Source organism: Salinisphaera hydrothermalis C41B8 (assembly GCF_000732535.1).
Classification (GTDB): Bacteria; Pseudomonadota; Gammaproteobacteria; order Nevskiales; family Salinisphaeraceae; genus Salinisphaera; species Salinisphaera hydrothermalis.
Genome location: NZ_APNK01000007.1, coordinates 120,267 through 143,582 on the forward strand (window position 1 = coordinate 120,267; position 23,316 = coordinate 143,582).

Below are 23,316 nucleotides of genomic sequence, written 5' to 3' on the forward strand. Positions count from 1 at the left end.
GTAATCGGCAGCGGGCCGATCAGCCGTTTGGTCCGTCGGCCTCCCGACGCTCGCGTGACACCCCATCATCGTCCGCTCGATCCTCGGCACGTCGTGCGCCCTGGCGACGATCGTGCGCGCCGCGTCGCTCGCCCTGACGGCGTTCGACGCCGGCAGGCGGCCCCATATCCTCAATCCGTCGATCGCCTTGACGTCGCTCCTCGCGGCGACGATCGTTCGCGGCCCGACGCTCGTTGCTGCCAAGCAGAATCGCGGCATGAACCTGACGCAAGCTGTCGTCTGCGGTCGCACGAACCAGCGAATGCAACTGGTCTGCGTCCTCGAGCGAAAAATGACAGAGCAACTGATTGCAACGCGCCAAGCGAGCCAACTCCGACACGGGGATCCGACTGAGCAAGTCGGCCATTTCGTCGTCGATTTTGAGACGAAACATGGCGGCTTCGCGATCCGTGTTGATCAAACGCTGCATCAGCAACAGATACGACAGATTAACCTCGCGGATATCGTCGAGTAGATGATCGGTTTCCAATTGGCACCTCGTGCTTCGACGTCATGCCACCCATCGCCATCGACAGGTGCTCGAACGCCGCCCCCCTGTGTGACGAGATACACGCCCCGAGTTTCGAAAGCGTTACAGCGCGTCACGGTGTACGAGCAAGCAGGCATGTCCTTATGCTGCTGTTCACGGACGATTAAGTTATGGGAATAAACTAAACGAGGTCAAAGCCGTTCATCAGGAAATCCGAAAATAAATATTTTTTATAATCAATTTCGTTCGCTGCCCGCCAGTGCCGCTTGTTCCAATTCATAAACCCACGCCAAAAGTTCCGCGACCGCGACATACAACGAGGGCGGTATTTGGGCATCGAGATCTATTTGCGCCAAAAGTCGTACGAGCTCGGGCTCGCCGTGTACGGGGAGGTCGTGCGCCTTAGCGCGCGCAATAATCGCGTCTGCGATATCCCCATATCCCTTCGCCACCACCCGCGGCGCATCGTCATGGGTCTCGTAGCGCAGAGCCACGGCCTGACGGCGATCGATTGGTGCGCCGGGCGCATCGCCCTCCGGTGGTTCCCCGCTCATGCCGCCGGCTCGGTGACCAGACGAACGGACGACGCATTCAAGCCAGCATCCCGCAAACGTCGGCGCAACGTCTCCAGATCGGCCGCGATCAGCGCGCGCCCGGCGCCGGGCTCTGCCCAGGCCGCAACGCTGATGCGATCGCCCGCCAATCGCAATTTGGCTTCAAACGCGCCGATACCCGGCAGATCCAACGATAGCGACGTGGTGACGGGCGCGCTCCGGTCGGTCTCCGTCGCGTCCTCCTCGCGACGTTCGACCGTCCAGCGCATGGGCGCATCGACCCAGGCCTCGCCCTGCCACTGAAACACACCGCTGGCCAGCAGCTCGATCTGTTGTCGTACCAGGGGCGCGAGTTTCGGGTCGATGGGCCCGGTCGCGGCGGTCGATGCGCCGGCTCCGTGGCTATTTTGGCCTGCCCCCTGATCGCTCGCACCGCGGGCGTGTACCAGTCGAACCTGCGGCTCATCACTCAGGCGCGCTCGCGGCAATTGGCCCCGCACCCAAGCTGCCAGATGTGATTCATAGAACAATCCGCTCTGGGTCACCTGCTGTGCCAGAACGCCTGCAAGCGTCGCGGGCCGAGGCACGCCGGCTGACAACGGCTGAGCCGCGGTCACCGCCGAGGATCCCCGTCCCGGGCCCAAATCGGCTAAAAGACGCGCCAGCGCCCCACCGGCACGCGATAGATGCAGCTCGGCCGAGCGTCCGCTGCTACCGGGCTCCGAGGTGATCGAGCGGGCGAATTCGCGAGCATTCGCGGCATCCGCTGCGGTCCCGCGTACGCTGGCTCCGCTCGCGGCACGGACCGAGCCGGCGCTACTTTCGCGCCCCGGGTAAGCAGGCGTTCCGCGCTGAGTCAGCGGCGACATTTCACCACTGACCGGCCGCAAGCCCGAAAGCGGCGCCTGGGCAGCGCGTGCGCCGACGCGCGCGACATCCCCGGCCCGCCCCAGCACCTGCGGCAGCAGGGTATCCAGAATCGGCGTAATGGTGCCCAAATGTGCGCCCGATTAGGCCCGGCCCTGAGTCTCGTAAGCCTGCGCGACGTGCAGACGATGACGCGAATCAGCCATACGCCGACTGAGTTCAGACAGCCGGCGATCCAAGCATTCGCGTACTTCTGCTTCCGCGACGCGAATCTCGCCGATCAAGCCTAGTTTGCGGTCGTTGGCACCATCGGACAGGGTGACATCCAGTTCGACATCGGCCAGCGCTTCCATCGCGCTGACGTAGGCGGTCTGGAGCTCGAGCAGCCGGTCCCAGTCGGCCGCGCGCGCGTAGTGCTGCATCATCCGACTGTAGTCGCGAATCGCCTCGTAGCGATCGAGAATATCGTGGTCGGCAGGTGGTCCCCATTGCTCTCCCATGTCGTCCACCTCAGCCGATCTGTTTCCAGGCCGACGCAATATCTTCCAGTAAACGCTCGACTTCCGCGATCGCCTCGCCGTCGCCCCGCAGATTGGCGTGGATCAGGCGGCGGATCATGTAGTCGTACAACGAATCGAGTCGCTCGGCGAGCTCGCCGCCACGCTCCATGTCCAGCGCGTCGCGCAAGCCGCGCTCGATGATATCGATCGCCTTGGACAGCGCCATGCCGCGCGCCGGCACATCGCCGGCCGCCAGAGCAAAGCCGGCTTTGCGCAGTGCCGCGAGCGCGCCATCGAACAGCATTACGATCAACTGGTGCGGCGACGCGCTCATCGCCTTGCTGGTCAGGCCCACGTCGGCGTATGCCCGCGCGGCTTGCTGGTTATTCATGAGGGTTTACTCGTACGGATCGGAAGCCTCGAAGAACATCAGCCCTTCGAGGAAGAAGAGTTGTTGAGTTGTGACAGCTGAGTCGTCAGATAGGATTGCGTCGAATTCAGGCTCGACATCAAAGAGTCCAGCTGCACGAACTGCTGGCGATACCGCGCGACGGTATCGTCGATCGTGCTCTGCATGTCCTTGATGCGCTTGTTGACGTCATCGATGCTGTTCTGGATACCGTTACTCGCGGTTTTCAGAACGCCGTTGTCGCCCGTCATGCGGTCAATCGTGGCTGACAGTGTGCCGGCGACGCCGTCGTTGGTCGCGCTCTTGCTCGGGTCACCCGAGAACAACTGGGCCACGCCGCGCGGGTCGGTGTTGAGCGCCGAATCGAGCTTGCTCTCATCCTCGATCTTGAGCGTGCCGTCGCTCTGCAGCGATATGCCGACATCGCTGAGCACCGCCAGGCTGTTGCCCGTTACCGGCGTATTGAGCGCCTGGGTCAGCTGCGAGGAGACCGACTGCGCGGTGGAATCGCCCAACAGAACGCCGTTGCTGGATGCACTTGAGCCGTTGTAGGCGGTCAGCGCGCTCTCACGCGAGTGATAGCTGTTGTACGCCGATACGAAATTCTTGATCGCGCTCTTGATGGTGTCGTTGTCGCGCGTGGTCGTGACCTGATTGGCGCTGGTCGTGGTCGCGTTGAGCGTCAACGTGACGCCCTGGATCGCGTTGTCGACCGTATTGCTGCTACGGGTGATGTTGATCCCGTTGACCGACAGCTTCGCGTCCTGGGCCGCGACGGTTTGCGTCATGGTGCCCGAGCTGGTGCTGCTGTCGTAGCTGAGCAGATTCGCCAACGGCGTGCCGGAGGCCCCGCTCGCATCGGTCGCCGACACCGTGATCTGGTTGCTGGTGCCACTAGCGTCGGACGACAGCACGAGCCGATACGGCGTGGAACTGCCATCGTTGATAATTGAAGCCGAGACGCCGGCATCGGCATTGTTGATGGCGTCGCGAATGTCCTCGAGCGAACTGCTGCCGTTGGCGAGATCGATCTTGACCGGGGCATTGCTACCCGTGGTAATCGAGATCGTGCCGCCAGCGCCGATATTGGACGTCTTGTCCGCGACCGGCGAGGCCACCAGCGATTGCGCCTGCGCCAACTGCGACACCGACACGTCATAGCCGCCGGGCACTGCATCCGTGGTGCTGGTCGCCGTCACGGCGCTACCGGACACACTGACCTTGGTGGAGTTGTAAAGACTCGGATCGTTGAGCTTGTCCGCCGCCGACTGCAGGCTCTTCACCGAGCTGGTCAGCGTGCCATAGGCCGACAACTGGGCGCTAAAGCTGGATTTCTGCGTTTGCAGCGGCTGCAGCCGGCCCTCCTCGGACGACTTCAGACTATCCAGCAGCGAACTCAGATCCAGGCCTGAGCCGACACCGAGCGAAGAGATCGACGAAGTATAGGAACTGGACATGGGCGGCAACTCCTTATCGGCCGCGGCGGTCACGCCGGCATGATCTACTAACTGCCGGCTGTATCGGCGTTGCCACCGCGAACTTTAGGGGTTGTTGATCACGAAGTCCGGCCAGAATGCCGGGAATCAGGAACCGTCGGTCGATAGATAACGACCCTTTCTCGGCCGCTTTTCGCCGCGCGGGCACGCTGTACCTGCGCTGGACAACGTGCTCCCGTGCGCCCCGCGACAGATATGTTCACCGGGCGGCTTGCCGTCATATCCGGGCAACCGGTAGCCATCCGGGCGATAGTTACTGGGCCAGTGTTCCAGTTCCGGACGGATATCGATTCCGATCTCGGGGTAATACGGGGTTTGCGGCGTCGCGCCGCCCGGCCATGGGCCGCGATGCGATCGCTCGTGACCAGCCGGCGGCGATGCTGACGGCTCATGCGCGCTCGCGGCGAACGCGCACGCCGCGAAGGCGACCACCCAGGCGCCGCGGCAGGCGAGGCGAACGAGCGATATCTGGTGTGGCAGGCTCCGATACATGCTGCACTTTATCGGCCGAGCCGATGCCCGCTTGAGTTCAATCTTCGTCATGGTTCGACGTATCCCGGCGACCGGCACTCCAGTCACGCAGCGATTCGCGCCGGCGCGACGCCGTGGCCGGCGCGAACAGGCCGGAGACACCACGCCCGATCGTCCGGTTCACGCCACGCAATCGCCGGTACAAATCCTCGCCCGCCGGCCAGCCGAATCGTCCTGCCAGCGAACGATGCGCCTGTTCCACACTGCGCGTACCGCTATCGACCGCCTGCTCTACACCGCGCTGACGGCGCCGGAAACGCCCGCGCGCCGTCTCTAGCACAGCGGCTTCGACCTGAAATGCACGCAAACGTCGTAGATCGGATTCGGCTCGACTCAGGCGCCGTTCGAGGCCGGCACCGCGCCGTACGAGCCAGGCCAGTGCCGCGGCCAACCCAAGCAAAAGAACGAAAACCAGGACTGCCATGACGCCGTCACGATCCGCTGGGATGAAACACGTTGACTTCGGCGGCCACCGAACGCTCGGCCAGCACCTGTTTGACCTGAGTCGCCGCCTCGTCGTACACGCGCCGCCGGATCAGCCGCGGCGCCACGCCGCTCAGGGCACCAATCCAACGCGAGTGTTCGCGGGCCAGTGCCATCGGCTCAGTCAGCTCGATCACGATACGGCTGCCGCCGATTTCGGCCATGAGGCTTTCGAATTCGCGATCCTCGATCTGCAAATCGCGGCCGAGGCGCGCGACCTCGGCTTCGAGAATCGCCAAGCGCTGCTGCGCCTGACCGAGCCGCACCGCCAGAAAACCAACCACGACAAAGGCGACGATCACCAGGGCCAGAAGCCAGATCATGTTGCTCACCCGACCTTGTCAATGCACGATGTCAGTGTGCGTCGCGCCCCGGTAAGTCGCAAGCGTACGGTCGGGTCGACAACGGCGAGGGCCCCCGCCTAGGTGTGAGCGACGTTGACGAGACGCTCGAACGAAACCTCGACAGCCCCTAAACTCGATTTCAAAGCCTTATCCAAACCGCGCATGACCGAGTCAGATCCACTCGCCGGGCGCCGCATCGGCATCCCCGAATCGCGACAGCTTGATCTGTTCGCGGACATGCTCGAGCGTCGCGGCGCGACGGTACTGCGCTGCCCGCTGGTCGATATTCGCGCCGCGCCGGATCCGGCACCGATCCGTGCCTGGGTCGAGGACGTCCTCGCCCATGGCCTGGACGACATGATCTGGCTCACCGGCGAAGGCGTACGGCGCCTGCGAGCCTTCACCGCGGACGATCCGCCCGCCAAGCGCCAGCGCTTCTGGCAAGCGCTCGGCGCCGCTCGAACGGTTACGCGTGGGCCGAAGCCGGTACGCGAACTCAAGCAGAACGGTATCGATACGAATCTGCCGGCCACCGCGCCAACCACGGCCGGAGTGATCGAAGCGCTGTCGCAGGTCGATCTGGCTGGCCATCGCGTCGGCGTGCAGCTTTACGGCACCGATCCGAATACACCGCTGATGGACGCGCTGACCGCGCAGGGCGCCACCGCGCTGCCCGTCGCGCCCTATGTCTATGCCGACCAGGCCGAGAACGCGGCGGTGGAGACGTTCATCGAAGCCATCGTGACGGGCGATCTGGACGCCGTTGCCTTTACCAGTTCGCCGCAGGTTCGGCGCCTGTTCAAGGTCGCCGCGCGCGGCGAGCGCACCCCGGCGCTGACGTCCGCGTTGGCGCGCTGTTGCGTGGCCGCGGTCGGCCCGCTGGTGGCCGAGGCGCTGGCCGAGCATGGCGTCGAGACCGATCTCATGCCGGAATCCAACTATTTCATGAAACCGCTGGTCCGCCGTCTTGTCACGTATTTCGCGGCAAGCGAGCCGGCCGAGTAAAGGAGTTCTCATGGCGCGCCCCGTCTCCGCCCTGTCGCTGGCCACTGGCCTGACCGCGCTCGCGGTCGTCCCCTTCCTCGCCGGTGTGTATTACGCCTTCGCCCACTCGGGCGATCAGGCCGCGCCGGCCCTGCACTGGCTGCTGGCTTATCTCGCGACCATCGTGTCGTTCATCGGCGGCGTGCAATGGGGTCGTATGCTCGCCGCCAAGCAGGCCCCGCCGCAGGACATGGTACTGGCCGTGGTGCCGGCCCTGATCGCCTGGCCCGCGTTGCTGATGAGCGGGCCGTGGCCGTTCTTCATGCTGCTGGCCGCGCTGATCATCGCCTGGCTGGGCGACGAGAACGGGGCCCGCCAGGGCTGGCAGGGGCGCGGGTTCCTCCAGCTGCGTCGTCTGATCACACTGATCGTGGCCGCCTGCGTGGTGGCGATCGGCTGGCGCGTGTTGCGTGGCTGACGTCCGACCGTTGTCGGTCAGCGAGGAGATCCTGACCGGCGACGACGACGGCGCGTTTCGTATCCTGCGCGTGGACGCCTCGGCCGAGCGCCACGGTGCCCCGGTCGTGCTGGTGCACGGCATGTTCACCGATCGGCGTTTCTGGCTGTCCGAACGCGAGGTGGGGCTGGCGGCCTATCTCGCGCGCGCCGGTCATCCGGTAACGATCGTTCAGCGACGCGGCCTGTCGGATTCGCCCCGCTGCATCCGTCGCCGCGGGCTGGCCGAGCATCTGAGCCAGGACCTGCCAGCCGTGGCACGACGCGTGGCCCGCAGCCACGAGCGCCCGGCATTCTGGATCGGGCATTCCTTCGGCGGCGTTCTGGCCGCCCGGGCGATCGCGACGCAATTGCCTGGCGAGGCCGTGGCTGGTCTCGTGCTGCTCGCCAGCCAGTATCAGGTCGGCAAGCGCATGCTCGACCGGCCGGCCAATCTGGCGACAAAAACCTTAACGCGCGTGCTCGGCCATCTGCCAGCCCGCGCCGCCAGGCTCGGTCCGGTCGATGAGCCGGCCGCGGCCGTATTCGATGCCTGCGACTGGGTCGAAAGCCGACGCGGCGCGGGGCTCGACACCGAGCTGGCCGCGATCCGCACACCGGTACTGGCGATCAGCGGCGCCGCCGACCGCGTCGATCCCAGCGCGGGCTGTCGTCGCTTCATCGAAGCCATCGGCAGCAGCGACAAGACATTCTGGCTCGCCGGCCGAGCCGAAGGTTTCGAAATCGACTATGACCATCCCGGTATCGTCGTCTCCAAACCGGCTCGGCGCGAGATCTGGCCACGGATCGCGGCCTGGCTCGCCGAACACGAGCCACCTGAATCGTCGACATAAAAAACCGGCGTCACAGCTGCGACGCCGGCTTTTTCCCGGCCGGGAACAGCGCGAACTCAGGCGCCGATCAGGCTCTGCCCGCAGACGCGCAGCACATTGCCGGAGACGCCACCGGCACCCGGGGTACACAGGAAGGTGATGGTTTCGGCCACATCGCCGGGTGTGCCACCCTGGCCGAGCGAGGCGAGCCGGCGGCCGGCTTCGCGTACGCCGAACGGCATTTCGGCTGTCATGCGGGTTTCGATGAAGCCGGGGGCGACGGCGTTGACGGTCACGCCGCGGTCGCGCTGGGCATCGGCCCGGCGCTCGACGAAGCCGATCAGGCCCGCCTTGGTCGCGCCGTAGTTGGTCTGGCCGCGGTTACCGGCGATGCCGCCGATCGAGCACAGGCAGACGACGCGGCCATGCTCGTTGACGATCTGCTCGTCCATCAAGACGGCATCGACTGCCAGAATCGCCTGCAGATTGATCGCCAGCACCATGTCCCAGTAATGCTCGGGCATGTTGGCCAGCGTCTTGTCGCGCGTCACACCGGCGTTGTGGATGACGATGTCGACGCCGCCGAACTTCTCCTTGAGGAAATCGGCGATCTGACGCGGCGCGCTGTCGTCGGTGATGTCCAGCGCCAGCGCAGTGCCGCCAAATTCGGCCACGGTCGCATCGAGCGTGTCCTTGTCCTGCGGAATATCCAGGCACACCACGTGAGCGCCTTCCGAGGCCAGCCTGGCCGCGGTGGCCGCACCGATACCGCGCGCCCCGCCGGTCACCAGCGCGGTCTTGCCGGTCAGCGGCTGGGTTTCGGGCGGATCGGCCGGGGCAATACCGGCCGCGGTGATGGTCAGCGCCTGGCCGTCGACGAACGTGCTGTGGTCGGACAGGAAGAAACGCAGCGGCGTGGCAATACGGGCCTCGGCCCCGGGCTCCACATACAACAGATTGACGGTGGAGCCGAACTTGCCGATCTCCTTGGCAAAAGAACGCGTGAACCCTTCCACCGCGCGAGCGGCCGCGGCCGCGGCGACCGTCGGCATCGATTCCGGCTGGCTGGTGAGCACGACGACACGGGCGTTCTTCGTCAGTTTGCGGGCGACCGGATGAAAGAATTCATACAACGCCTTGAGATCGGCCGCGTCGCTCATCTGCGTGGCATCGAACACCAGCGCGTCGTAGCGGTCGTCGTCGGCCGGCTGCGGCTTGTCGCTGGTATCGACGCGGGCACCGGTGCCGGAAAGCACCGTATTGATCGTGTCGCGGGCGCCTGCGCCGGGTCGGGCGCCGAACAATACGCGCTGGCCCTCGAGAAAACGGGCCTGATAGGGGCCCTCGGCGCGCGCGAGCTCGACCGGCGTCGGGATGCCGAGCGCGCCCATGAACTTGCGCAGCGTGGGTTTGGAGGCGGCGTTGACCAGATAGTCGCTCATCGGAAAATCGTCCTGTCGTTCTGATCGAGCCGGCCGGACAACATTGCCCGGCCGGCTCGCGAATAATATTCGTGCAGCGCGCGGCTTGGTGCGCGCGGTCCCGATCAACCGTATTCGGCTTCGATCTTGTCGACCTCGGCGACGTACGCCGCCATCGCCTCCTCGCGGCTCATGCCTTCGTTGTCTTTCCAGGCCATCCACTTGTAGCGGGCGACCGGATTCAGCATGCCGGGTTTCTTGCCGGTCACGTCGCCGTCGACGGCCTGGCGATACAGGCCATACATCTTGAGCTGGAATTCCTGCGATGGCTTGAAGTCGCCGTCCGACGGCGCGTTGCGCACCTTGTCGACGGCCGCGTCGAAGCGTTGTTTGATATCGGACATGGTCGTGATCTCCTCAACTATTGATCTGGTGGCGAGGCATCGGCGCATCAAGCCTCGGCGCCAGCCACTCGGTTAAAGCCAGATAAACATCGTCGTGATGAACCAGTGCGAAATGGGTCATGCCATAGAAAACGCAGCCATCGACGTCCGCGTCGTCAAGCGCGCGCGGATGGTCGAAGGCGCTGTCGACGGTCACGAGCAGATCGCCGAGCACGCGACCAATCGGGTCCTCATCGGAACGACCGAGCGAGGCCGCAACCAGGAAGCAGCCGGTCGGCGAGGCCGGATCGCGCTCCGTGGATACCAGACCGTGGCGCAGATTCTTCACGCCGGCGCTGCGCACATCGCCGATCGCATGAAAGGCCCGTGTATAGCGCGACCAGGCAAGACCGCGATTGAGCGACTCGCCGAGCCGCTCCAGCGGCGCGCCGCGATGCGGCGAGCCCAGGCAGATCAGATCGGCCAGCAACTGCGGCCAGCGATGACCGGCTGCACGCCCGGCCTCGATCGCGGCGCGCAGCACCAGGCCACCCATGCTGTGCCCGATGGCCGTCACGCGCTCCAGCGGCGCCGGCCAGGCGGCCACAAGCCGCTCCAGCCGCGCGGCCAGTTCGGCGCCGTTGGCGGCGATATCACGGCCCGAGTTGTAGCGCAGACGCAGCGCGGCATAACCATGATCGGCCGCCAGGCGCTCGCCGAAGTCGGGCTGATCGCCATGGCGCCAGTAGCGGTCGTTCATGCCGAGGCCGTGCACCAGCAGTACGAGGCGCGGCCGGGCGGCGATCGGGCCGAGGCCGCGCGGATCGTCGTCGGCCAGCGTTTGTCCCTCGGCGTCGACGAAGGCCATCGGCAGCGCCAGTTCGTTACCGGTGGCCTCCAGATGATCGCCCACGGCGCCGTTGAGCGCGCTGCGCAGGGCGAGCCACGCCCCGCCGCTCGCGGGGTCGTCCGGCAAGGCGTCGCGAGTCAGCCCGGCCAGGCCGCGGGCGGCGGCAAAACTGACCCCGCCGATGGTGCGCACGCTGGCATAGCTCAGCCCGCTGATCGCGCGCTCCGGCCAGTTCACAGGGTTCACCGCCGCGCCGGTGTCGGCGATGGCGCGATGCGCGTTTTCGACCAGATTCACCGTGCCGGCATAAACATCCGCCGCCGCCGCCAGCCCGCCTCGGAGCCAGACGCCGTAGCCCGTGGTGCCATGTTTCTGTGCGTTCATGCCCGTAACCCGCCGCAATGATGGTTGAGCACGCCGAGACTCCGCATGAGCGTGACCAGATGCCCGCCCAGAATCGCCTTGCCGGTGGTCATCAGGGCGGCGGAGATGCCGCGCGATGGATCGGCCCAGCCGAGAATGTTCATGAAGCCGAGATGGCCGTAGGCGGCGCCGCACATCGGGCCGTACAGCCCGATCGGGTTCATGCCGAGCATCAACCCTTCGCTATAGCGCATCGGAATCTTGAGCGTACGGTCGAGAAACTGATTCGACGCCGGCCGGAGCGCGCGCGCCAGCGTCGCCGGCTCGAACAGCCGGCGGCCCTGATAGATGCCGTCGTCGAGCAGCATCTGATAGAAGCGCGACAGTTCTTCGGCGGTCGCGTACAGATTGCCGGCCGGGATCACCGCGTCCATGAAGAAATCCCGGTTGGAGATATCCACGACTTCCTCGAACGGGACCGACAACGCCTCCTCGGCCCAGCGCGATACCGGCCAGCGCACGGGCTGCCCGGCGACGTGATTCTCGGCCACGCGTGATCGCGAGCGACCATCCAGGCCATAGGTGAAATAACGCATGCCGAGCGGCTTGCGCAGCCTCGAATCCAGATACTCGGTGACCGAACTCCCGGTAACGCGCCGTATGACTTCGCCGAGAATGAAGCCGCCGGTGAACGCATGATAGGCCAACCGCCGGCCGCCGGCCTCGGCCGGCATGTCGCAGATCCGTTCGATACACCGATCCCAGTCGGTCAGCACTTCCGGCCCATGGCCCTCCGCGCTGAACTGCGGAAAACCGCCCTGATGGGCAAGCACCTGGGCGATCGTCGTATGCGTCTTGCCGTCGCCGGAAAACGCCGGCAGATAATGCGAGACCGGCCGATCCAGGTCGATGCCCCCTTCTTCGGCGAGCTTGTGTGTGAGCAGCGCGATCACGGCCTTGCTGGCCGAAAACAGACACACCGGCGTATCCGGTTCGGCGACCCGAGCGTTCAAGGCCAGCGGACGTTCCGGCGCCAGCCCGCGCGCATAGCCGATCGAGCGGTTGAGCACGATCCGGCCATGCCGGCGCAGACAGAACGTCACCGCCGGGTAGATTCGCGTGCCGAACATATCGTCGAGCATCGCCTCGGCGATGGCCGCCACCGCCTCTTCGCTGAGGCCGGCGTCCTGTGGCGCGCACTCGGCGCCCCGGTCGATACGAACGAGATCCGCCGGATCGTCATCGAGAACGATCCGGCGGGTTCCGGGCAACGTGAAGTTCATGACACCTTGCGCCACTCGGCCGATTCCGCCTCCGCGCGCCGTGCTTCTTCGGAATGCGGGTTGAACAGATATTCCTTGGAGAAATCGTCGGTCAGCAACACGTCATAGCGCAGCACGTCGTATTCGCGCAGCTGTTCAGCCTGGCGTTCGTCGAGCCGGCCCTTGGTTACCGCGTCCTGCAATTGCTCTTCGATGGTCGCGCCTTCGATCTCACCGTGCTTCACACCGCGCAGGAAATCACCGTAGAACGGATCGACTTCCTTGAGTTTTTCGTAGGCGGCCATCAGGCGGCCGGTCGGGTCGTTCTCGCCGCGCCCAACATAGATGTCGTAGCTCATGCGCTTGCCAAAGGCCGAGTTGAGGTCCATAGCCGACATCATGTCGCAAAGTCGGCCGTTGAGGGCATCGCTCGGGCCGGAAAACCGACGGCCGGTCGGCAGCGCCACGATGGAGAGCAACGGCCGCAGCGCCTTGATCGGGTAGTTGCGCACGAATTCGTGGAACGCCGATTCGATGGCATGGAGGTGATATTCCAGCGCCCAGGTCGCATGCACCACGTCTTCGTCGGTCGCGCCATGTTCCTCGAAGCCCTTGAGCGTGGCCGACGCCATGTACAGATGCGACAGTACGTCGCCGAGCCGCGCCGAGGTCGATTCCTTCAACTTCAGCGCGCCGCCCAGGCTGCCCATCGACACATCGGCCGAAAACGCCAGTGCGGCCGAGAAGCGTTCCAGATGGCGATAGTAGTCGGCCATCACGTTGTCGACCGGTGCCTTGGCCAGCCGCGCGCCGGTCAGGCCTAGCGTGAACGCCCGTACCATGCGATTGATCGAATAGCCGATATGCGAGAACAGCAGGCGGTCGAACGTGCGCAGGCCGGTCTTGAAGTCGGGATCGTGCGCGGCCTCCATCTCGGACAGCACATACGGATGGCAGCGGATCGCACCCTGGCCGAAGATCATCAGGCTGCGCGTCATCACGTTCGCGCCTTCCACCGTGATCGCCACCGGCAACGCTTGATAGGCCGCCGCCAGATAGTTGCGCGGGCCCATGATGATGCCGCGGCCGGAATGGATGTCCATGGCGTGGTTGATGACCGTGCGCATCATCTCGGTCGAGTGATACTTGATCATCGCCGTGACCACGCTCGGCGTGCAGTGATCCACGCCGGAGGCGGTGAGATTGCGCACGTTTTCCAGAATGTAGGCATAGCCGCCGATCACGCCGAGGCCTTCGCGCACGCCCTCGAAGTTGCCGATCTCGGTGCCGAACTGGCGCCGGATACGCGCATACGCCGAGGTGATGCCGTACATGCCCTTGCCGGTCGCGGTGGACAGCGCCGGCAGCGAGATACCGCGCCCGGCCGACAGGCATTCCACCAGCATGCGCCAGCCCTTGCCGGCCTGTTCCGGGCCGCCGATGATCGCATCGATCGGCACGAACACATCCTTGCCGTGGATCGGCCCGTTCATGAATACCGCGCCCGGATAATGCCGGCGGCCGATCTCCACGCCCGGCGTGTCCGTGGACAGCAGCGCACAGGTGATGCCGTAATCGACTTTGTCCGGATCGCCCAGCAGGCCGTCCGGATCCTTGAGCTTGAAAGCCAGGCCCATGACGGTCGCGACCGGGGCGAGCGTGATGTAGCGCTTGTTGAAAGTCAGGCTCAGGCCGAGCACTTCTTCGCCGTCGATGGTGCGCCGGGTAACGATGCCGGTATCCGGCATCTGGGTGGCATCGGAACCGACCTCGACCCCGGTGAGCGCGAAGCACGGCAGCTCGCGTCCGTTGGCCAGCCCCGGCAACCACTGTTCCTGCTGTGCCTTGGTGCCGTAATGCACCAGCAGCTCGCCCGGACCGAGCGAGTTCGGGACCATGACGGTGACCGCCGCGGTCAGCGAACGGGTGGCGATCTTGGCCACCACGCAGGACTGGGCATAGGCCGAAAACCCCAACCCGCCGTGCTCTTTCGGAATGAGCATGGCGAAGAAGCGATTGTTGCGGATGTAATCCCAGACCGGCTCGGGCAGATCCTTCAGCTCGAAGTTGACCTCCCAGTCGTCGATCATGGCGCAGAGTTGCTCGGCTTCGTTGTCGAGAAACGCCTGTTCCTCGTCGGTCAGCTTCGTGAGCTTGAAATCGAGCAGTTGATTCCAGTCCGGACGGCCGCGAAACATTTCGCCTTCCCACCAGACCTCGCCGGCTTCGATCGCTTCTTTCTCGGTGGCGCCCATTTCCGGAAGGATGCGTCGAAACACGCGATACAGCGGCCGGCTCATCAGCATTCGCCGCAACGGCACGACATTGAACGCGATTGCTGGAATCGCGAACACCACGGCCGCGATCACGAGGCCGACCGGCCCGTAGAAGCCCACCGCCCAGAACGCCACCAGCACGAGCGCAGTGACGGCCGTGAACAGGCGCAGGGATATTCCGCGATAAAACAGGGTCCAATACAGACCGATAAGAATCAGCGCCGTAATCAGTCCGAACATGACGACCTCGCCAAACAGAGAAACCGGAGGGCTCTCACGCCGCATCGAAGCGACGTTTTTTGTAGAAAGCCCTTTTCAAAAAGATCGATTTTCAGATAATACCAACGGGATGATCGCCGTCAAGCAGGTCTGTTCGTGACTGACTCCGCCAAAAAACGCACCGCCTCGACCCGCGGCCGCAAACGCGGCTACCGCGGCCTGTCTGCCGAAGAATTGCGTCGCCAGCGCCATCAGCGCTTGATCGCGGCCGGCACGGCGCTGTTCGGCGAACGCGGCTACGCGGCCACGCCGATCGAGGCCGTGTGCAGCCAGGCCAAGGTTTCGACGCGGCATTTCTATGAACAATTCGGCGGGCGCGAATCGATCCTGCACGCTGTTTACGACGCGCTGGTCGAGGAAATGGAAAACATCATCCGGGCCTCGCTGACGTCCGGTCGCGACACGCTGACCCAGCGCGTGGCCGATACCATCGAATCCGCGATTCACTATCTGCTGGTGGACCCGCGCCGCGGGCGCATCATCTGCATCGAGGCGGTCGGCGTGTCCGAGGCGATGGAGAAAAAGCGGCGCGGCACGACGCATGCGCTGGCCGACATCATCCAGCGCTATGCCGAATTCATGGCCGAATCCGGCATGCTGCCGGAGCGCAACTATCGCCTGCCGGCAGTGGCGCTGGTCGGCATGTTCAACGAGCTGGTCGCCGAATGGCTGACCGAGGACACGGGCCTGAGCGCGGCCGAAATGGCACGCGAGGCCAAAATCATGTTCCGCGCGATGATCTTCGGCGCCCAGCACTACGAAGCCACCGACCGCCCCGACGACGAGCCGGCGGCCGACGACTCCGTCGCCTGACGGCCGTAGGGCGTTTTGAGGTTTCGTGGGAGTCCGCGCCAAGCGCTGTTTTGCGGCAAGACGAGGCGTAGCGAACGTGGCGTAGTTGTTTGCCGCAAAACAGCGCTTGTCCCGAAGGGTTGGGCCGCCCGGCGGCGTTACGAGTCTGGGTCGTGACTCGCCACGACGCGGCGACTCGCGCCTTGCCGGGCACGATTTGCGGACGCCAACGCGGCGCTCGCACGAAACCTCAAAACGCCCTAGCTCAAAGCGATAGCTCGCCGGCGTCGAGCCGATCGCGGGTGGCCTCGTCCAGCGGGCGATAAGTATCGCCCTCGGCGTCCCGCATGTAGACGGCATCGCCGGATTTCGGCGCATAGCCGTCTTTCTTCAGATCGACTTTGCGATATTTCATGGTGCCGGTGACTTCGGCTTCCGGCTTGATCCGCGCGAACAGCGGGACTGCGTAGCCCGGCAGCTCAGCCTTGAGGTGCGTGGCCAGGCCGGACCAATCGAAACGCTCGGGGTCACCCTTCGGCGTGATCGCGACCATGCCGGCCCGGCCGTCCGCGCCCGGCACCTCGACCCCGTAGACCACGGACTCAGCGACATCGTCGAAGCCGTTGACGGCGTTCTCGACCTGGGTCGTCGCCACGTTCTCGCCCTTCCAGCGGAAGGTATCGCCCAGGCGGTCGACAAAGGCGATATGACGCATGCCCTGGCGCCGGACCAGATCGCCGGTATCAAAATAACAGTCACCCTTTTTGAACACGCCGCGATGCAGCTTCTTCTCCCCCGCGGCGTCGTCGGTATAGCCCTCGAACGGCGCGAAATCGGTGACCTTGTTCAGCAACAGCCCCACCTCGCCGCGGCCGACCTCGCGCATATGCCCGTTCTCATCGAGCACAGGCTGCTCGGTGTCCGGATCGTAGGCCACGACCGCGAACGGCAACGGACAGAAGCCGGCCGTGCGGTCCATGTTGAAGCCGTTGACGAAGATCAGGTTGCCTTCACTGGCGCCATAGAATTCGCAGATCCGGTCGATGCCGAAGCGGGCCTTGAAGTCATCCCAGATATCCGGCCGCAGGCCGTTGCCGATCACCGCGCGCACCGGATGATCGCGATCGCCCTGCTCGTCGGCCGCGGCCAGCAGATAACGACACAGCTCGCCGATATACGAAAACACCGTGGCGCGGTTCGCGCGGATATCGTCCCAGAAACGCGAGACGGAAAACTTGCGGGCGAGGCAGAACGTAGCCCCGGCACACAACACCGACGCCCACGACACGGTCAGCGCGTTGTTGTGATAGAGCGGCAGTGCGCAATAAAAACGATCGGCGGCGGTGAGCCGCAGTCCGAGCAAGCCCAGCCCAGCCCCGCCGCGCAGCCAGCGCCGATGGCTCATGCGCGAGGCCTTGGGCAGGCCGGTGGTGCCGGAGGTGAAGATATAGAAACAGGTCGCTGTGCTCGAGACCTGGTTCGAACTGGTCAGGTTGTCGTCGGACTCGTCGGCCGCCGCGGCGGCAAGATCCGTCGCGCCCTCGATAGCCGCGCGGTTCTCGCCGTCCGGCAGCTGCCAGATCATGGTGAGATCGCTCAGCCGCTCGTCGGTGCGCACTTCGGCGAACGCGTCGGCCAGTTCCGAGCCCACCACGATGGCCCGCGGCTCAACGGTCGCCAGGCTGTGGGCGAGCACGTCGCCGCGTTGCTTGGTGTTGCACATGGCCGCGGCGGCACCGAGCTTGGCGAGGCCCGCCACCAGCATGAGCGTCTCCGGGCGGTTGTCGAGCAGCAGCGCCACCACATCGCCCGCGCCGATGCCGGCCGCGGCGAGCACGCGCGCGTAACGGTTGGCGGCCGCATTGAATTCGGCATAGCACCACTCGCGCCCTTCGAACGCCAGCGCCGGATGTTTCGGACGACGCGCCGCGTGCTCTTCGATCAGGGTGGCGATCGTCAACCGATCGCGGAATCGCGAGCGCAGGAGCATGCCGACGCCGCGGCCTACCGCGCCCAGGTTCTCGAACTGATCTCGCGTGGGTTTCAGGACGTCCCAGGCAGTGACGACCGAGCGTTGATTATCGCTCATCCGGCGCTTCCTCCTACTCGATAACAGATCACGGCCGTCCGGCCGAAAATTATTATTTTCAATTTCGGCGCTCAGTGTGGCCGCGATCGTGACCGTCGTCCAGACGCATTCTGGAGCAGATCAGCCTGCAATACACCGTCGAGTGTCCTCTACGCGCGCCACCCGGCGACGGTGCGGTGCATGGATTGGCTGAACAGGAATGCGCGATCCACGCTCGCGAGTTGCCCCTATCGCCCCTGCTGCACCAGCGCCTCGGCGGCCGGCCGGCAATCGCGCCAGAGCGCGCGCCCGTAGTCGCTAAGCGTGACCGAGGCGCGCAGCGTGCGCGGATACAGCCGCAGGGTGTCGCGCACGTACTGGCGCATCTCGCGCAGCTGAGTATCGGCCATCAACAGTTCGTATTCCGGCTCGAGCGCGTCATCCTCGGGCCCAGCCTGCAACAGGCCGAGAGCGAGTAGATGGGTCATGTAGTGCGGCACATATTCGCGCAACAGCACTCCGGCCTCGCGGCCGAGCGAGCTGGCATTGGACAGTACGGTCGTGCTGATCGGCCCGGCCGGCAGACGACTGGCGCCCAGATGGCACAACGGCGCGATCTGCCGCTCGGCCAGCACATCCAGCATCGAGACCTGATCGGGCACCAGCTGCGACAACGTCTGGCGATAGAGTGCATCGAGGGCGGCATCCGGATCGATACCGCGCGAGCGCCGTACCAGTCCGGCCAACATTTCGGCGGGGGTGGCCGGGCGTTCGGACTCCGCGGGCTGCGGTCGCGGTTCGTCGAGCGCATCCAGTCGCTGCTTGAGCTCGATCAACGCCCAGGTTTCGGCGTCGGACATGCGCCGGACGGCCGAGCCGGCCACCGGCCAGTCCTCGGCATCGCGTATGACGTCCATCAGGCGATCGAGCGCCCGGGGTCCCCGTCTTTTCGGCATGCGACTGGCGGCCATGGCGATTCACACCGGTTGCGCGGGCCGCGTTCGGCCCTGGCTATGCCGCTTAGAGTCGACGCCACGGCGCCGGCTTGCAAGCAGACCGGCTTCACCACAAGGCGCCAAAGTGCTGTTCGAACACGCTGGAGAAGACGAACACCAACTGGATCCAGCCGGCCGCAAAGCCGAGTGCGGCGCCCACGGCGATCAGAATCCATTCGTCTTCCTCGAACGCCGGCCGCAGCATCGACTCGAACTGCGCGGGGGTGAGCGACTGCAGCCGCTCGATCAACGTCTCGCGTACTGCCATGCGCTGCTTGGCGTACCCGGTTAGACGTTCCAGCAGCGCCGGCATACGCGCGACGACTTCCTGCTCGGCATCGCGGCGCAGGCGCTGATATTCGTGCTCGCCCAGCGTCCAGTTCATCAACGGGCGGGCAACACGCAGGGTGTCGTCGACGGTCGCGCCCACCTCGCGCCGGACCATCGCCATGAGCTTGTCGGCATAAGGGCCGTGGGTGATCTCATCGAGGATATGTTCGGGCGTGATGACATGATCGGCCACCAGCGCGCCATAGTCGGCCGCTACTTCGTTCTGCCGTCGGAAGAACAGGCCCTGCAGGCGCCAGCGGCCGATCTGGATGCCGTTTTTCGGATTGAAGATCATCTTCAACGCCAGCCAGTTGGTCGCCCAGCCGACGATCAGCCCGAACAGCGGCAGCAGCCACCACGGCTGAAAGAACACCCATAACGCCATCTGGACGAGACCGAAAGCGAACCCGAAATAAGCGCCGGAACGACCAATGAAGATGAACTCGTCGCGGCCGGTTTCCTTGAACACCCGGTTGAGCAGCGTTTTCTCCCGCACCAGCAGGCGCGTGATCATGCTCTTGAGATCGAACAGATAACGGATGTTGGCGCGTATCTCGTGCATCACCCGCGTCACCACGTGCGGCGCGGCCGCGCGCAGTCGCGCATGCACCGCACGGCGCAGCGTCTCGGGCGCGGCCGGCCAGAGCGTGGGGTAATGCCGGCGCATGACGGTCTCGATCACGTCGTCGACCATGACCATCAGCGGTCCCTCGATTTCGGTCGCGACCTCACGCGGATCCAGCCGGCCGAACATCTCGGCCTCGGTAATCAACGATTCGGTGATGGTATCGACCGCGATACCCGTCATCTTCGACGCCTTGCGCGGCACGATGCCCTGCCAGCCGAGCCACGGGCGGGCCACGCCCCTGAACTCGATCGGGTGAAACATCATGCGGATCGCGACGACGTTGGTGACATAGCCCACCAGCGCGCTGATCACGGGCAGCGAGAGATAGCGCCAGGTGTCGGCGCTCAGATGCAACCAGTCGGCGGTCATTCGCGGCCCACTATCGCTGTCCTCCCCCGGCACCGGCGGAGCCAGCATAGCAGCCACCTGCACGGTGGCGAGGCGAGTCGCCTCAGTCGTCGTTGGCCGAATCGGCCCGCAGATCGTCGATCAGCGAGCGCGTCTGGGCACGTGCGGCATCGACGAACCGGTGCATATCGGCCAGGCGGGCCTGGGCGCCTTGATTCGCGTCGTCGATTTCATGCTGAGCGGTGGATAACGACTCGCTCAGCACGCCCATGCGCTCGATATAGCCTTCGAGCACGCGCAGATAGTGGCGCGGGGCCAGCTGGTAGTAATCCTGACGGTCACCCGGCACGGCGGTCGCTTCGAGCACGCCCAGATCGCGCAGCATGCGGGCATTGGTGGAAATACTCGCCCGCGATACCTGAAGTTCACGCGCCAGGGCCGACAGACTGGTCGGGCCGCCGTGCACGATGAAATAGCCCAGGATACGACCGGCAATACGCGGCAGGCCGTCGCCCTGGGCGGACAGGCCCATGCGTTCGATGAAGGCCGAGATTGCGCGTTCGTCGTTAGACATTCGGGCAAGATTATGGACCGCTTCACGGTGCGTCAATCGATTGACGACGCGCCCGCGGCCGGCGCCTACTCGGATGCCTGAATTCCAGGCAACGAGTCTCGTCATGCCACGCTGCCCCGACCTGATCAAACCGACGCCGGACCGGCTGTTCACCACGCCCGCACACGGCGAGCGCCGCAACGCGGAAACGCGGCTCGCCGAGTTGTCCGGCTATCTCACGCCAACCGATCGCTTCTATGTGCGTAACCACGATGCCACGCCGCACATCGAGCGCGACGACTGGCGGCTGGAGATCACCGGCGACGGCGTCGAACGATCGATCACGCTCGACTACGCCGCGCTTTCCGAACTGCCACGCGTCTCCCGTATCCGCGCGATCGAATGCGCCGGCAACGCCCGTCGTTTCTTTGCCGAGCGCTTCGGACACGAAGCCGGCGGTGCCCAGTGGCATACCGGCGCGATCGGCGTGGCCGAATGGTCCGGCGTGCGCCTGCGCGATGTCCTGGATCTCGCCGGTGTCACCGGCCACGCAGTCGATGTGTTGCCCGAAGGCCTGGACGCCGGCCGTTTTGCCCGGCCCTTGCCGATCGCCAAGGCCATGGCCGACGACACGCTGGTCGCGCTGGCCATGAACGGCGAACCGCTGCCGCCCGATCACGGTTTTCCGGCGCGGCTGGTGGTCTCCGGCTGGCTCGGCGCCGCCAGCGTGAAATGGCTCGGGCGTATCGAGGTCGCCTGCTCTCCGCGCCATACCCACTGGAACACCGCCGACTACACCCTGGCCGGGCCGCGCTGGCCGGTCGAGCCACCGGCCGATGGCGTGCCGGTGACGGTCATGCCGGTAATGAGCGTCGTCGAACTGGACTGGCCGGCCCGGCTCGCGGCCGGGCGCCAGGTGATCCGCGGGCGGGCATTTTCCGGCGAGGCCCGCGTCGCCCGGGTTGAATACACCATCGACGACAGTCCTTGGCGGGACGCGGACCTCGGCGAGCCGAATATCGCGGCCGCCTGGGTATGCTGGTCGTTTGCGTGGACCGCTACGCCCGGCGAGCACATGATTCGCGTACGCGCGACCGACGAGCACGGGCAGTGCCAGCCCGACGCGGTCCCCTGGAACGATCACGGCGTCTTGTTCAACGCCGTGGTGGCGCATCCCGTAATCGTTGCCCCCTGACTCGCCGCAGTCACCGCAGGCGGCTACACTGCCTCCGCGTTATTACGGCTTGACCACCGCGAGGACCGCCGACCATGGCCGACGTTCGACCCATCGCCGCCGTCATCTACGATTGCGACGGCACGCTCGTCGACAGCGAACTGCTCAATGCGCGCTGCATCGTGGACATGATCACCGCCGATCACGGCATTCATCTCGATGCGGTGGCCGTGGAAGCCGAGTTCCGCGGCGGCAAGTTCGCCGACATGTGCGACGCGCTGTCGGCACGCCACGACATCGATCTGGGCGAGGATTTCACCACCCGTTATCGCGCCTATGCGAGCGGCGTGTTCGAGCGCGAGCTGGAGCCGATTCCGGGGGTGCATGCTGCGATCGAGGCGATCGGCGGCCCGCGCTGCGTGGCCTCCTCGGGCCCGCCCGGCAAGCTGGCGACCGCGCTGCGCGTGACGGGGCTGGCCGAATACTTCGGCGACCTGGTGTTCTCGGCCTACGACATCGAGGCCTGGAAGCCCGAGCCCGACCTGTTCCTGCATGCCGCACATGCCATGGGGATCGACCCGGCCGACTGCGCCGTGATCGAGGACAGCGACCCGGGCGTAGAGGCAGCTCGCCGGGCCGGCATGCGCGTCTTCGGCTACGACCACCGCCGCACGATCGGCGATCATCCGGACGCCGACCTGGTGCGCTTCACCGACTTTGCCGAACTGCCGCGGCTGCTGGGTCGCAGCTGAGCAGCCGCCCTGCTAGTTCGCCCCGAACTGCCAGTAATCGATCTGGCGGCGTAGACAGAACACCGGCAACTCGGCTTCCTCGACCGCGCGGATGAGCTTGTCGCATTCGCCGCCGTCGAGCACGAACATCAGCTCCTGTGGCTCATCCGTGGCTTCGAAGAAATGGGCCGAATGCGTGTGGCCGTTCGCACCGATGCCTTCGATATCGTCGCGCCGGGTCATGCGCGTGATGCCCTGGGCTTTAGCCAGCTTCGCGACGGTATCGAGTACCGGCTTGCCGTCGTGCCGGCGCGAACGCGACGCGATGAAGATCAGTTCGAACCCCTTCATGACGTGGCTCCCGTGAGATGCCGCAGACCCGCAAAGGTGGCCATGCCCAGGCCGGTCATGATCAGACAGCCGACGACGTGGACCACGATCCCGGCGAATGCCCAGAGCAGCCGGCCGTCCTGGATCTGCGTGAATATTTCGGCAGAAAACGTGGAAAACGTGGTCAGCGCGCCCAGAAAACCGGTCACGATCATCAGCCGCCAGAACGATGACAGTTCGGGCAACGCGGAGAAAGTCGCGATTGCAATGCCGATCAGAAAGGCACCGAGCAGATTGGCTACCAGCGTCCCCGGCGGCAGGGTCGGCAGGTAGCTGTTCAGCCCCAGCCCGATCACCCAGCGTAGGTTCGCGCCGATCGCCGCACCCAGCGCGATGGCAGCAATCGAATAGATCACAGGCATGGTCTTGTCCTCGGCATATTCGGCGCCGTCCTCCGACTCGGTGGTCTGGCCCTCGGCATGCGCCTGTTCCGGATCGTAGGTCGTCG

The 23,316-nt window shown here is 65.3% G+C and carries 25 protein-coding genes; 6 read left to right on the forward strand and 19 right to left on the reverse strand.

All coding sequences use genetic code 11. The features are described from left to right. Positions 1-19: 19 nt before the first annotated feature. From C41B8_RS07170 to C41B8_RS07210, 8 genes are all read right to left on the reverse strand, one after another. On the reverse strand, positions 20-469 hold the full coding sequence (locus tag C41B8_RS07170) for a flagellar transcriptional regulator FlhD (RefSeq protein WP_051883233.1): 450 nt from the start codon (positions 467-469) through the stop codon (positions 20-22). Between the two features lie 296 nt (positions 470-765). Continuing rightward, positions 766-1,083, reverse strand: coding sequence for an EscU/YscU/HrcU family type III secretion system export apparatus switch protein (locus tag C41B8_RS07175; protein ID WP_051883218.1), 318 nt, complete (start codon positions 1,081-1,083; stop codon positions 766-768). Then, complete coding sequence (gene fliK, locus C41B8_RS07180; protein WP_037336015.1) at positions 1,080-2,081, reverse strand: flagellar hook-length control protein FliK; 1,002 nt, start codon at positions 2,079-2,081, stop codon at positions 1,080-1,082. The genes C41B8_RS07175 and fliK overlap by 4 nt, the downstream gene beginning before the upstream one ends. Before the next feature lie 12 nt (positions 2,082-2,093). Continuing rightward, entirely contained in the window at positions 2,094-2,450 is a 357-nt protein-coding gene (locus C41B8_RS07185; protein ID WP_156962458.1) for a flagellar protein FliT, read from the reverse strand. Positions 2,451-2,460: 10 nt separating this feature from the next. Then, the gene (gene fliS / locus C41B8_RS07190) at positions 2,461-2,841 is read right to left on the reverse strand and encodes a flagellar export chaperone FliS (protein ID WP_037336017.1); all 381 of its coding nucleotides are present in this window, start codon (positions 2,839-2,841) and stop codon (positions 2,461-2,463) included. A 38-nt stretch (positions 2,842-2,879) separates the two neighbouring features. Then, a complete protein-coding gene (fliD, locus tag C41B8_RS07195; protein ID WP_037336148.1) occupies positions 2,880-4,316 on the reverse strand; it encodes a flagellar filament capping protein FliD in 1,437 nt (478 codons plus the stop codon). A 568-nt stretch (positions 4,317-4,884) separates the two neighbouring features. Next, entirely contained in the window at positions 4,885-5,310 is a 426-nt protein-coding gene (locus C41B8_RS07205) for a hypothetical protein (protein WP_037336020.1), read from the reverse strand. A gap of 7 nt (positions 5,311-5,317) precedes the next feature. After that, positions 5,318-5,692: a hypothetical protein gene (locus tag C41B8_RS07210; RefSeq protein WP_037336022.1), complete on the reverse strand. Its 375-nt coding sequence runs from the start codon at positions 5,690-5,692 to the stop codon at positions 5,318-5,320. A gap of 183 nt (positions 5,693-5,875) precedes the next feature. Between C41B8_RS07210 and C41B8_RS07215 the strand changes: the two genes are divergently transcribed. The 3 genes from C41B8_RS07215 to C41B8_RS07225 are packed head-to-tail and all read left to right on the forward strand — an operon-like array spanning position 5,876 to position 8,046. Then, complete coding sequence (locus C41B8_RS07215) at positions 5,876-6,718, forward strand: uroporphyrinogen-III synthase (RefSeq protein WP_037336024.1); 843 nt, start codon at positions 5,876-5,878, stop codon at positions 6,716-6,718. A gap of 10 nt (positions 6,719-6,728) precedes the next feature. Continuing rightward, positions 6,729-7,175: a DUF3429 domain-containing protein gene (locus C41B8_RS07220; RefSeq protein ID WP_051883220.1), complete on the forward strand. Its 447-nt coding sequence runs from the start codon at positions 6,729-6,731 to the stop codon at positions 7,173-7,175. Then, positions 7,168-8,046, forward strand: a complete 879-nt coding sequence (locus C41B8_RS07225; protein WP_084188632.1) for an alpha/beta fold hydrolase — start codon at positions 7,168-7,170, stop codon at positions 8,044-8,046. The genes C41B8_RS07220 and C41B8_RS07225 overlap by 8 nt, the downstream gene beginning before the upstream one ends. Before the next feature lie 56 nt (positions 8,047-8,102). Here C41B8_RS07225 and C41B8_RS07230 read toward each other — a convergent pair whose 3' ends face one another. From C41B8_RS07230 to C41B8_RS07250, 5 genes are all read right to left on the reverse strand, one after another. Beyond that, positions 8,103-9,467 carry a 3-oxoacyl-ACP reductase gene (locus C41B8_RS07230; RefSeq protein ID WP_037336026.1) on the reverse strand — a complete coding sequence of 455 codons (1,365 nt, stop codon included), beginning with the start codon at positions 9,465-9,467 and terminating at the stop codon, positions 8,103-8,105. A gap of 104 nt (positions 9,468-9,571) precedes the next feature. Beyond that, positions 9,572-9,850, reverse strand: a complete 279-nt coding sequence (locus tag C41B8_RS07235; RefSeq protein WP_037336028.1) for an acyl-CoA-binding protein — start codon at positions 9,848-9,850, stop codon at positions 9,572-9,574. 13 nt (positions 9,851-9,863) lie between these two features. After that, entirely contained in the window at positions 9,864-11,063 is a 1,200-nt protein-coding gene (locus C41B8_RS19500) for an esterase/lipase family protein (RefSeq protein WP_051883222.1), read from the reverse strand. Continuing rightward, positions 11,060-12,325 (reverse strand): serine hydrolase domain-containing protein, encoded by a 1,266-nt coding sequence (locus C41B8_RS07245; RefSeq protein ID WP_051883223.1) that lies wholly within the window; start codon positions 12,323-12,325, stop codon positions 11,060-11,062. Before C41B8_RS07245 ends, C41B8_RS19500 begins: the two co-directional genes overlap by 4 nt. After that, positions 12,322-14,820 (reverse strand): acyl-CoA dehydrogenase, encoded by a 2,499-nt coding sequence (locus C41B8_RS07250; protein ID WP_037336163.1) that lies wholly within the window; start codon positions 14,818-14,820, stop codon positions 12,322-12,324. The genes C41B8_RS07245 and C41B8_RS07250 overlap by 4 nt, the downstream gene beginning before the upstream one ends. Before the next feature lie 135 nt (positions 14,821-14,955). Here C41B8_RS07250 and C41B8_RS07255 point away from each other — a divergent pair, with 135 nt between their 5' ends. After that, positions 14,956-15,672, forward strand: coding sequence for a TetR/AcrR family transcriptional regulator (locus C41B8_RS07255; RefSeq protein WP_051883224.1), 717 nt, complete (start codon positions 14,956-14,958; stop codon positions 15,670-15,672). A 244-nt stretch (positions 15,673-15,916) separates the two neighbouring features. On the opposite strand, the gene C41B8_RS07260 is transcribed toward C41B8_RS07255, so the two are convergent. From C41B8_RS07260 to C41B8_RS19510, 4 genes are all read right to left on the reverse strand, one after another. Beyond that, a complete protein-coding gene (locus C41B8_RS07260) occupies positions 15,917-17,740 on the reverse strand; it encodes a long-chain-acyl-CoA synthetase (protein WP_084188634.1) in 1,824 nt (607 codons plus the stop codon). Positions 17,741-17,967: 227 nt separating this feature from the next. After that, the gene (locus C41B8_RS19505; RefSeq protein ID WP_051883225.1) at positions 17,968-18,636 is read right to left on the reverse strand and encodes an Abi-alpha family protein; all 669 of its coding nucleotides are present in this window, start codon (positions 18,634-18,636) and stop codon (positions 17,968-17,970) included. 145 nt (positions 18,637-18,781) lie between these two features. Next, positions 18,782-20,089, reverse strand: coding sequence for a DUF445 family protein (locus tag C41B8_RS07270; protein ID WP_232226012.1), 1,308 nt, complete (start codon positions 20,087-20,089; stop codon positions 18,782-18,784). Between the two features lie 34 nt (positions 20,090-20,123). Then, positions 20,124-20,594 (reverse strand): GbsR/MarR family transcriptional regulator, encoded by a 471-nt coding sequence (locus C41B8_RS19510; protein ID WP_051883226.1) that lies wholly within the window; start codon positions 20,592-20,594, stop codon positions 20,124-20,126. A 103-nt stretch (positions 20,595-20,697) separates the two neighbouring features. On the opposite strand from C41B8_RS19510, the gene C41B8_RS07280 reads away from it, so the two are divergent. Further along, on the forward strand, positions 20,698-21,768 hold the full coding sequence (locus C41B8_RS07280; protein WP_084188648.1) for a sulfite oxidase: 1,071 nt from the start codon (positions 20,698-20,700) through the stop codon (positions 21,766-21,768). Between the two features lie 74 nt (positions 21,769-21,842). After that, on the forward strand, positions 21,843-22,499 hold the full coding sequence (locus C41B8_RS07285; RefSeq protein WP_037336033.1) for an HAD-IA family hydrolase: 657 nt from the start codon (positions 21,843-21,845) through the stop codon (positions 22,497-22,499). Positions 22,500-22,511: 12 nt separating this feature from the next. Here C41B8_RS07285 and C41B8_RS07290 read toward each other — a convergent pair whose 3' ends face one another. Further along, complete coding sequence (locus C41B8_RS07290) at positions 22,512-22,829, reverse strand: DUF190 domain-containing protein (RefSeq protein ID WP_037336035.1); 318 nt, start codon at positions 22,827-22,829, stop codon at positions 22,512-22,514. Next, positions 22,826-23,224 carry a fluoride efflux transporter CrcB gene (crcB, locus tag C41B8_RS07295; protein ID WP_037336178.1) on the reverse strand — a complete coding sequence of 133 codons (399 nt, stop codon included), beginning with the start codon at positions 23,222-23,224 and terminating at the stop codon, positions 22,826-22,828. The genes C41B8_RS07290 and crcB overlap by 4 nt, the downstream gene beginning before the upstream one ends. Between the last annotated feature and the right edge of the window lie 92 nt (positions 23,225-23,316).

What these genes read in the sequence shown, in the direction of transcription:
- C41B8_RS07170 (WP_051883233.1), bottom strand. Translation starts at nt 469, where the DNA reads ATGCAGCGTTTGATCAACACGGATCGCGAAGCCGCCATGTTTCGTCTC.
- C41B8_RS07175 (WP_051883218.1), bottom strand. Translation starts at nt 1,083, where the DNA reads ATGAGCGGGGAACCACCGGAGGGCGATGCGCCCGGCGCACCAATCGAT.
- C41B8_RS07185 (WP_156962458.1), bottom strand. Translation starts at nt 2,450, where the DNA reads ATGGGAGAGCAATGGGGACCACCTGCCGACCACGATATTCTCGATCGC.
- fliS (WP_037336017.1), bottom strand. Translation starts at nt 2,841, where the DNA reads ATGAATAACCAGCAAGCCGCGCGGGCATACGCCGACGTGGGCCTGACC.
- fliD (WP_037336148.1), bottom strand. Translation starts at nt 4,316, where the DNA reads ATGTCCAGTTCCTATACTTCGTCGATCTCTTCGCTCGGTGTCGGCTCA.
- C41B8_RS07205 (WP_037336020.1), bottom strand. Translation starts at nt 5,310, where the DNA reads ATGGCAGTCCTGGTTTTCGTTCTTTTGCTTGGGTTGGCCGCGGCACTG.
- C41B8_RS07210 (WP_037336022.1), bottom strand. Translation starts at nt 5,692, where the DNA reads ATGATCTGGCTTCTGGCCCTGGTGATCGTCGCCTTTGTCGTGGTTGGT.
- C41B8_RS07215 (WP_037336024.1), top strand. Translation starts at nt 5,876, where the DNA reads ATGACCGAGTCAGATCCACTCGCCGGGCGCCGCATCGGCATCCCCGAA.
- C41B8_RS07220 (WP_051883220.1), top strand. Translation starts at nt 6,729, where the DNA reads ATGGCGCGCCCCGTCTCCGCCCTGTCGCTGGCCACTGGCCTGACCGCG.
- C41B8_RS07230 (WP_037336026.1), bottom strand. Translation starts at nt 9,467, where the DNA reads ATGAGCGACTATCTGGTCAACGCCGCCTCCAAACCCACGCTGCGCAAG.
- C41B8_RS07235 (WP_037336028.1), bottom strand. Translation starts at nt 9,850, where the DNA reads ATGTCCGATATCAAACAACGCTTCGACGCGGCCGTCGACAAGGTGCGC.
- C41B8_RS19500 (WP_051883222.1), bottom strand. Translation starts at nt 11,063, where the DNA reads ATGAACGCACAGAAACATGGCACCACGGGCTACGGCGTCTGGCTCCGA.
- C41B8_RS07245 (WP_051883223.1), bottom strand. Translation starts at nt 12,325, where the DNA reads ATGAACTTCACGTTGCCCGGAACCCGCCGGATCGTTCTCGATGACGAT.
- C41B8_RS07250 (WP_037336163.1), bottom strand. Translation starts at nt 14,820, where the DNA reads ATGTTCGGACTGATTACGGCGCTGATTCTTATCGGTCTGTATTGGACC.
- C41B8_RS07260 (WP_084188634.1), bottom strand. Translation starts at nt 17,740, where the DNA reads ATGAGCGATAATCAACGCTCGGTCGTCACTGCCTGGGACGTCCTGAAA.
- C41B8_RS19505 (WP_051883225.1), bottom strand. Translation starts at nt 18,636, where the DNA reads ATGGACGTCATACGCGATGCCGAGGACTGGCCGGTGGCCGGCTCGGCC.
- C41B8_RS07270 (WP_232226012.1), bottom strand. Translation starts at nt 20,089, where the DNA reads ATGCTGGCTCCGCCGGTGCCGGGGGAGGACAGCGATAGTGGGCCGCGA.
- C41B8_RS19510 (WP_051883226.1), bottom strand. Translation starts at nt 20,594, where the DNA reads ATGTCTAACGACGAACGCGCAATCTCGGCCTTCATCGAACGCATGGGC.
- C41B8_RS07280 (WP_084188648.1), top strand. Translation starts at nt 20,698, where the DNA reads ATGCCACGCTGCCCCGACCTGATCAAACCGACGCCGGACCGGCTGTTC.
- C41B8_RS07285 (WP_037336033.1), top strand. Translation starts at nt 21,843, where the DNA reads ATGGCCGACGTTCGACCCATCGCCGCCGTCATCTACGATTGCGACGGC.
- C41B8_RS07290 (WP_037336035.1), bottom strand. Translation starts at nt 22,829, where the DNA reads ATGAAGGGGTTCGAACTGATCTTCATCGCGTCGCGTTCGCGCCGGCAC.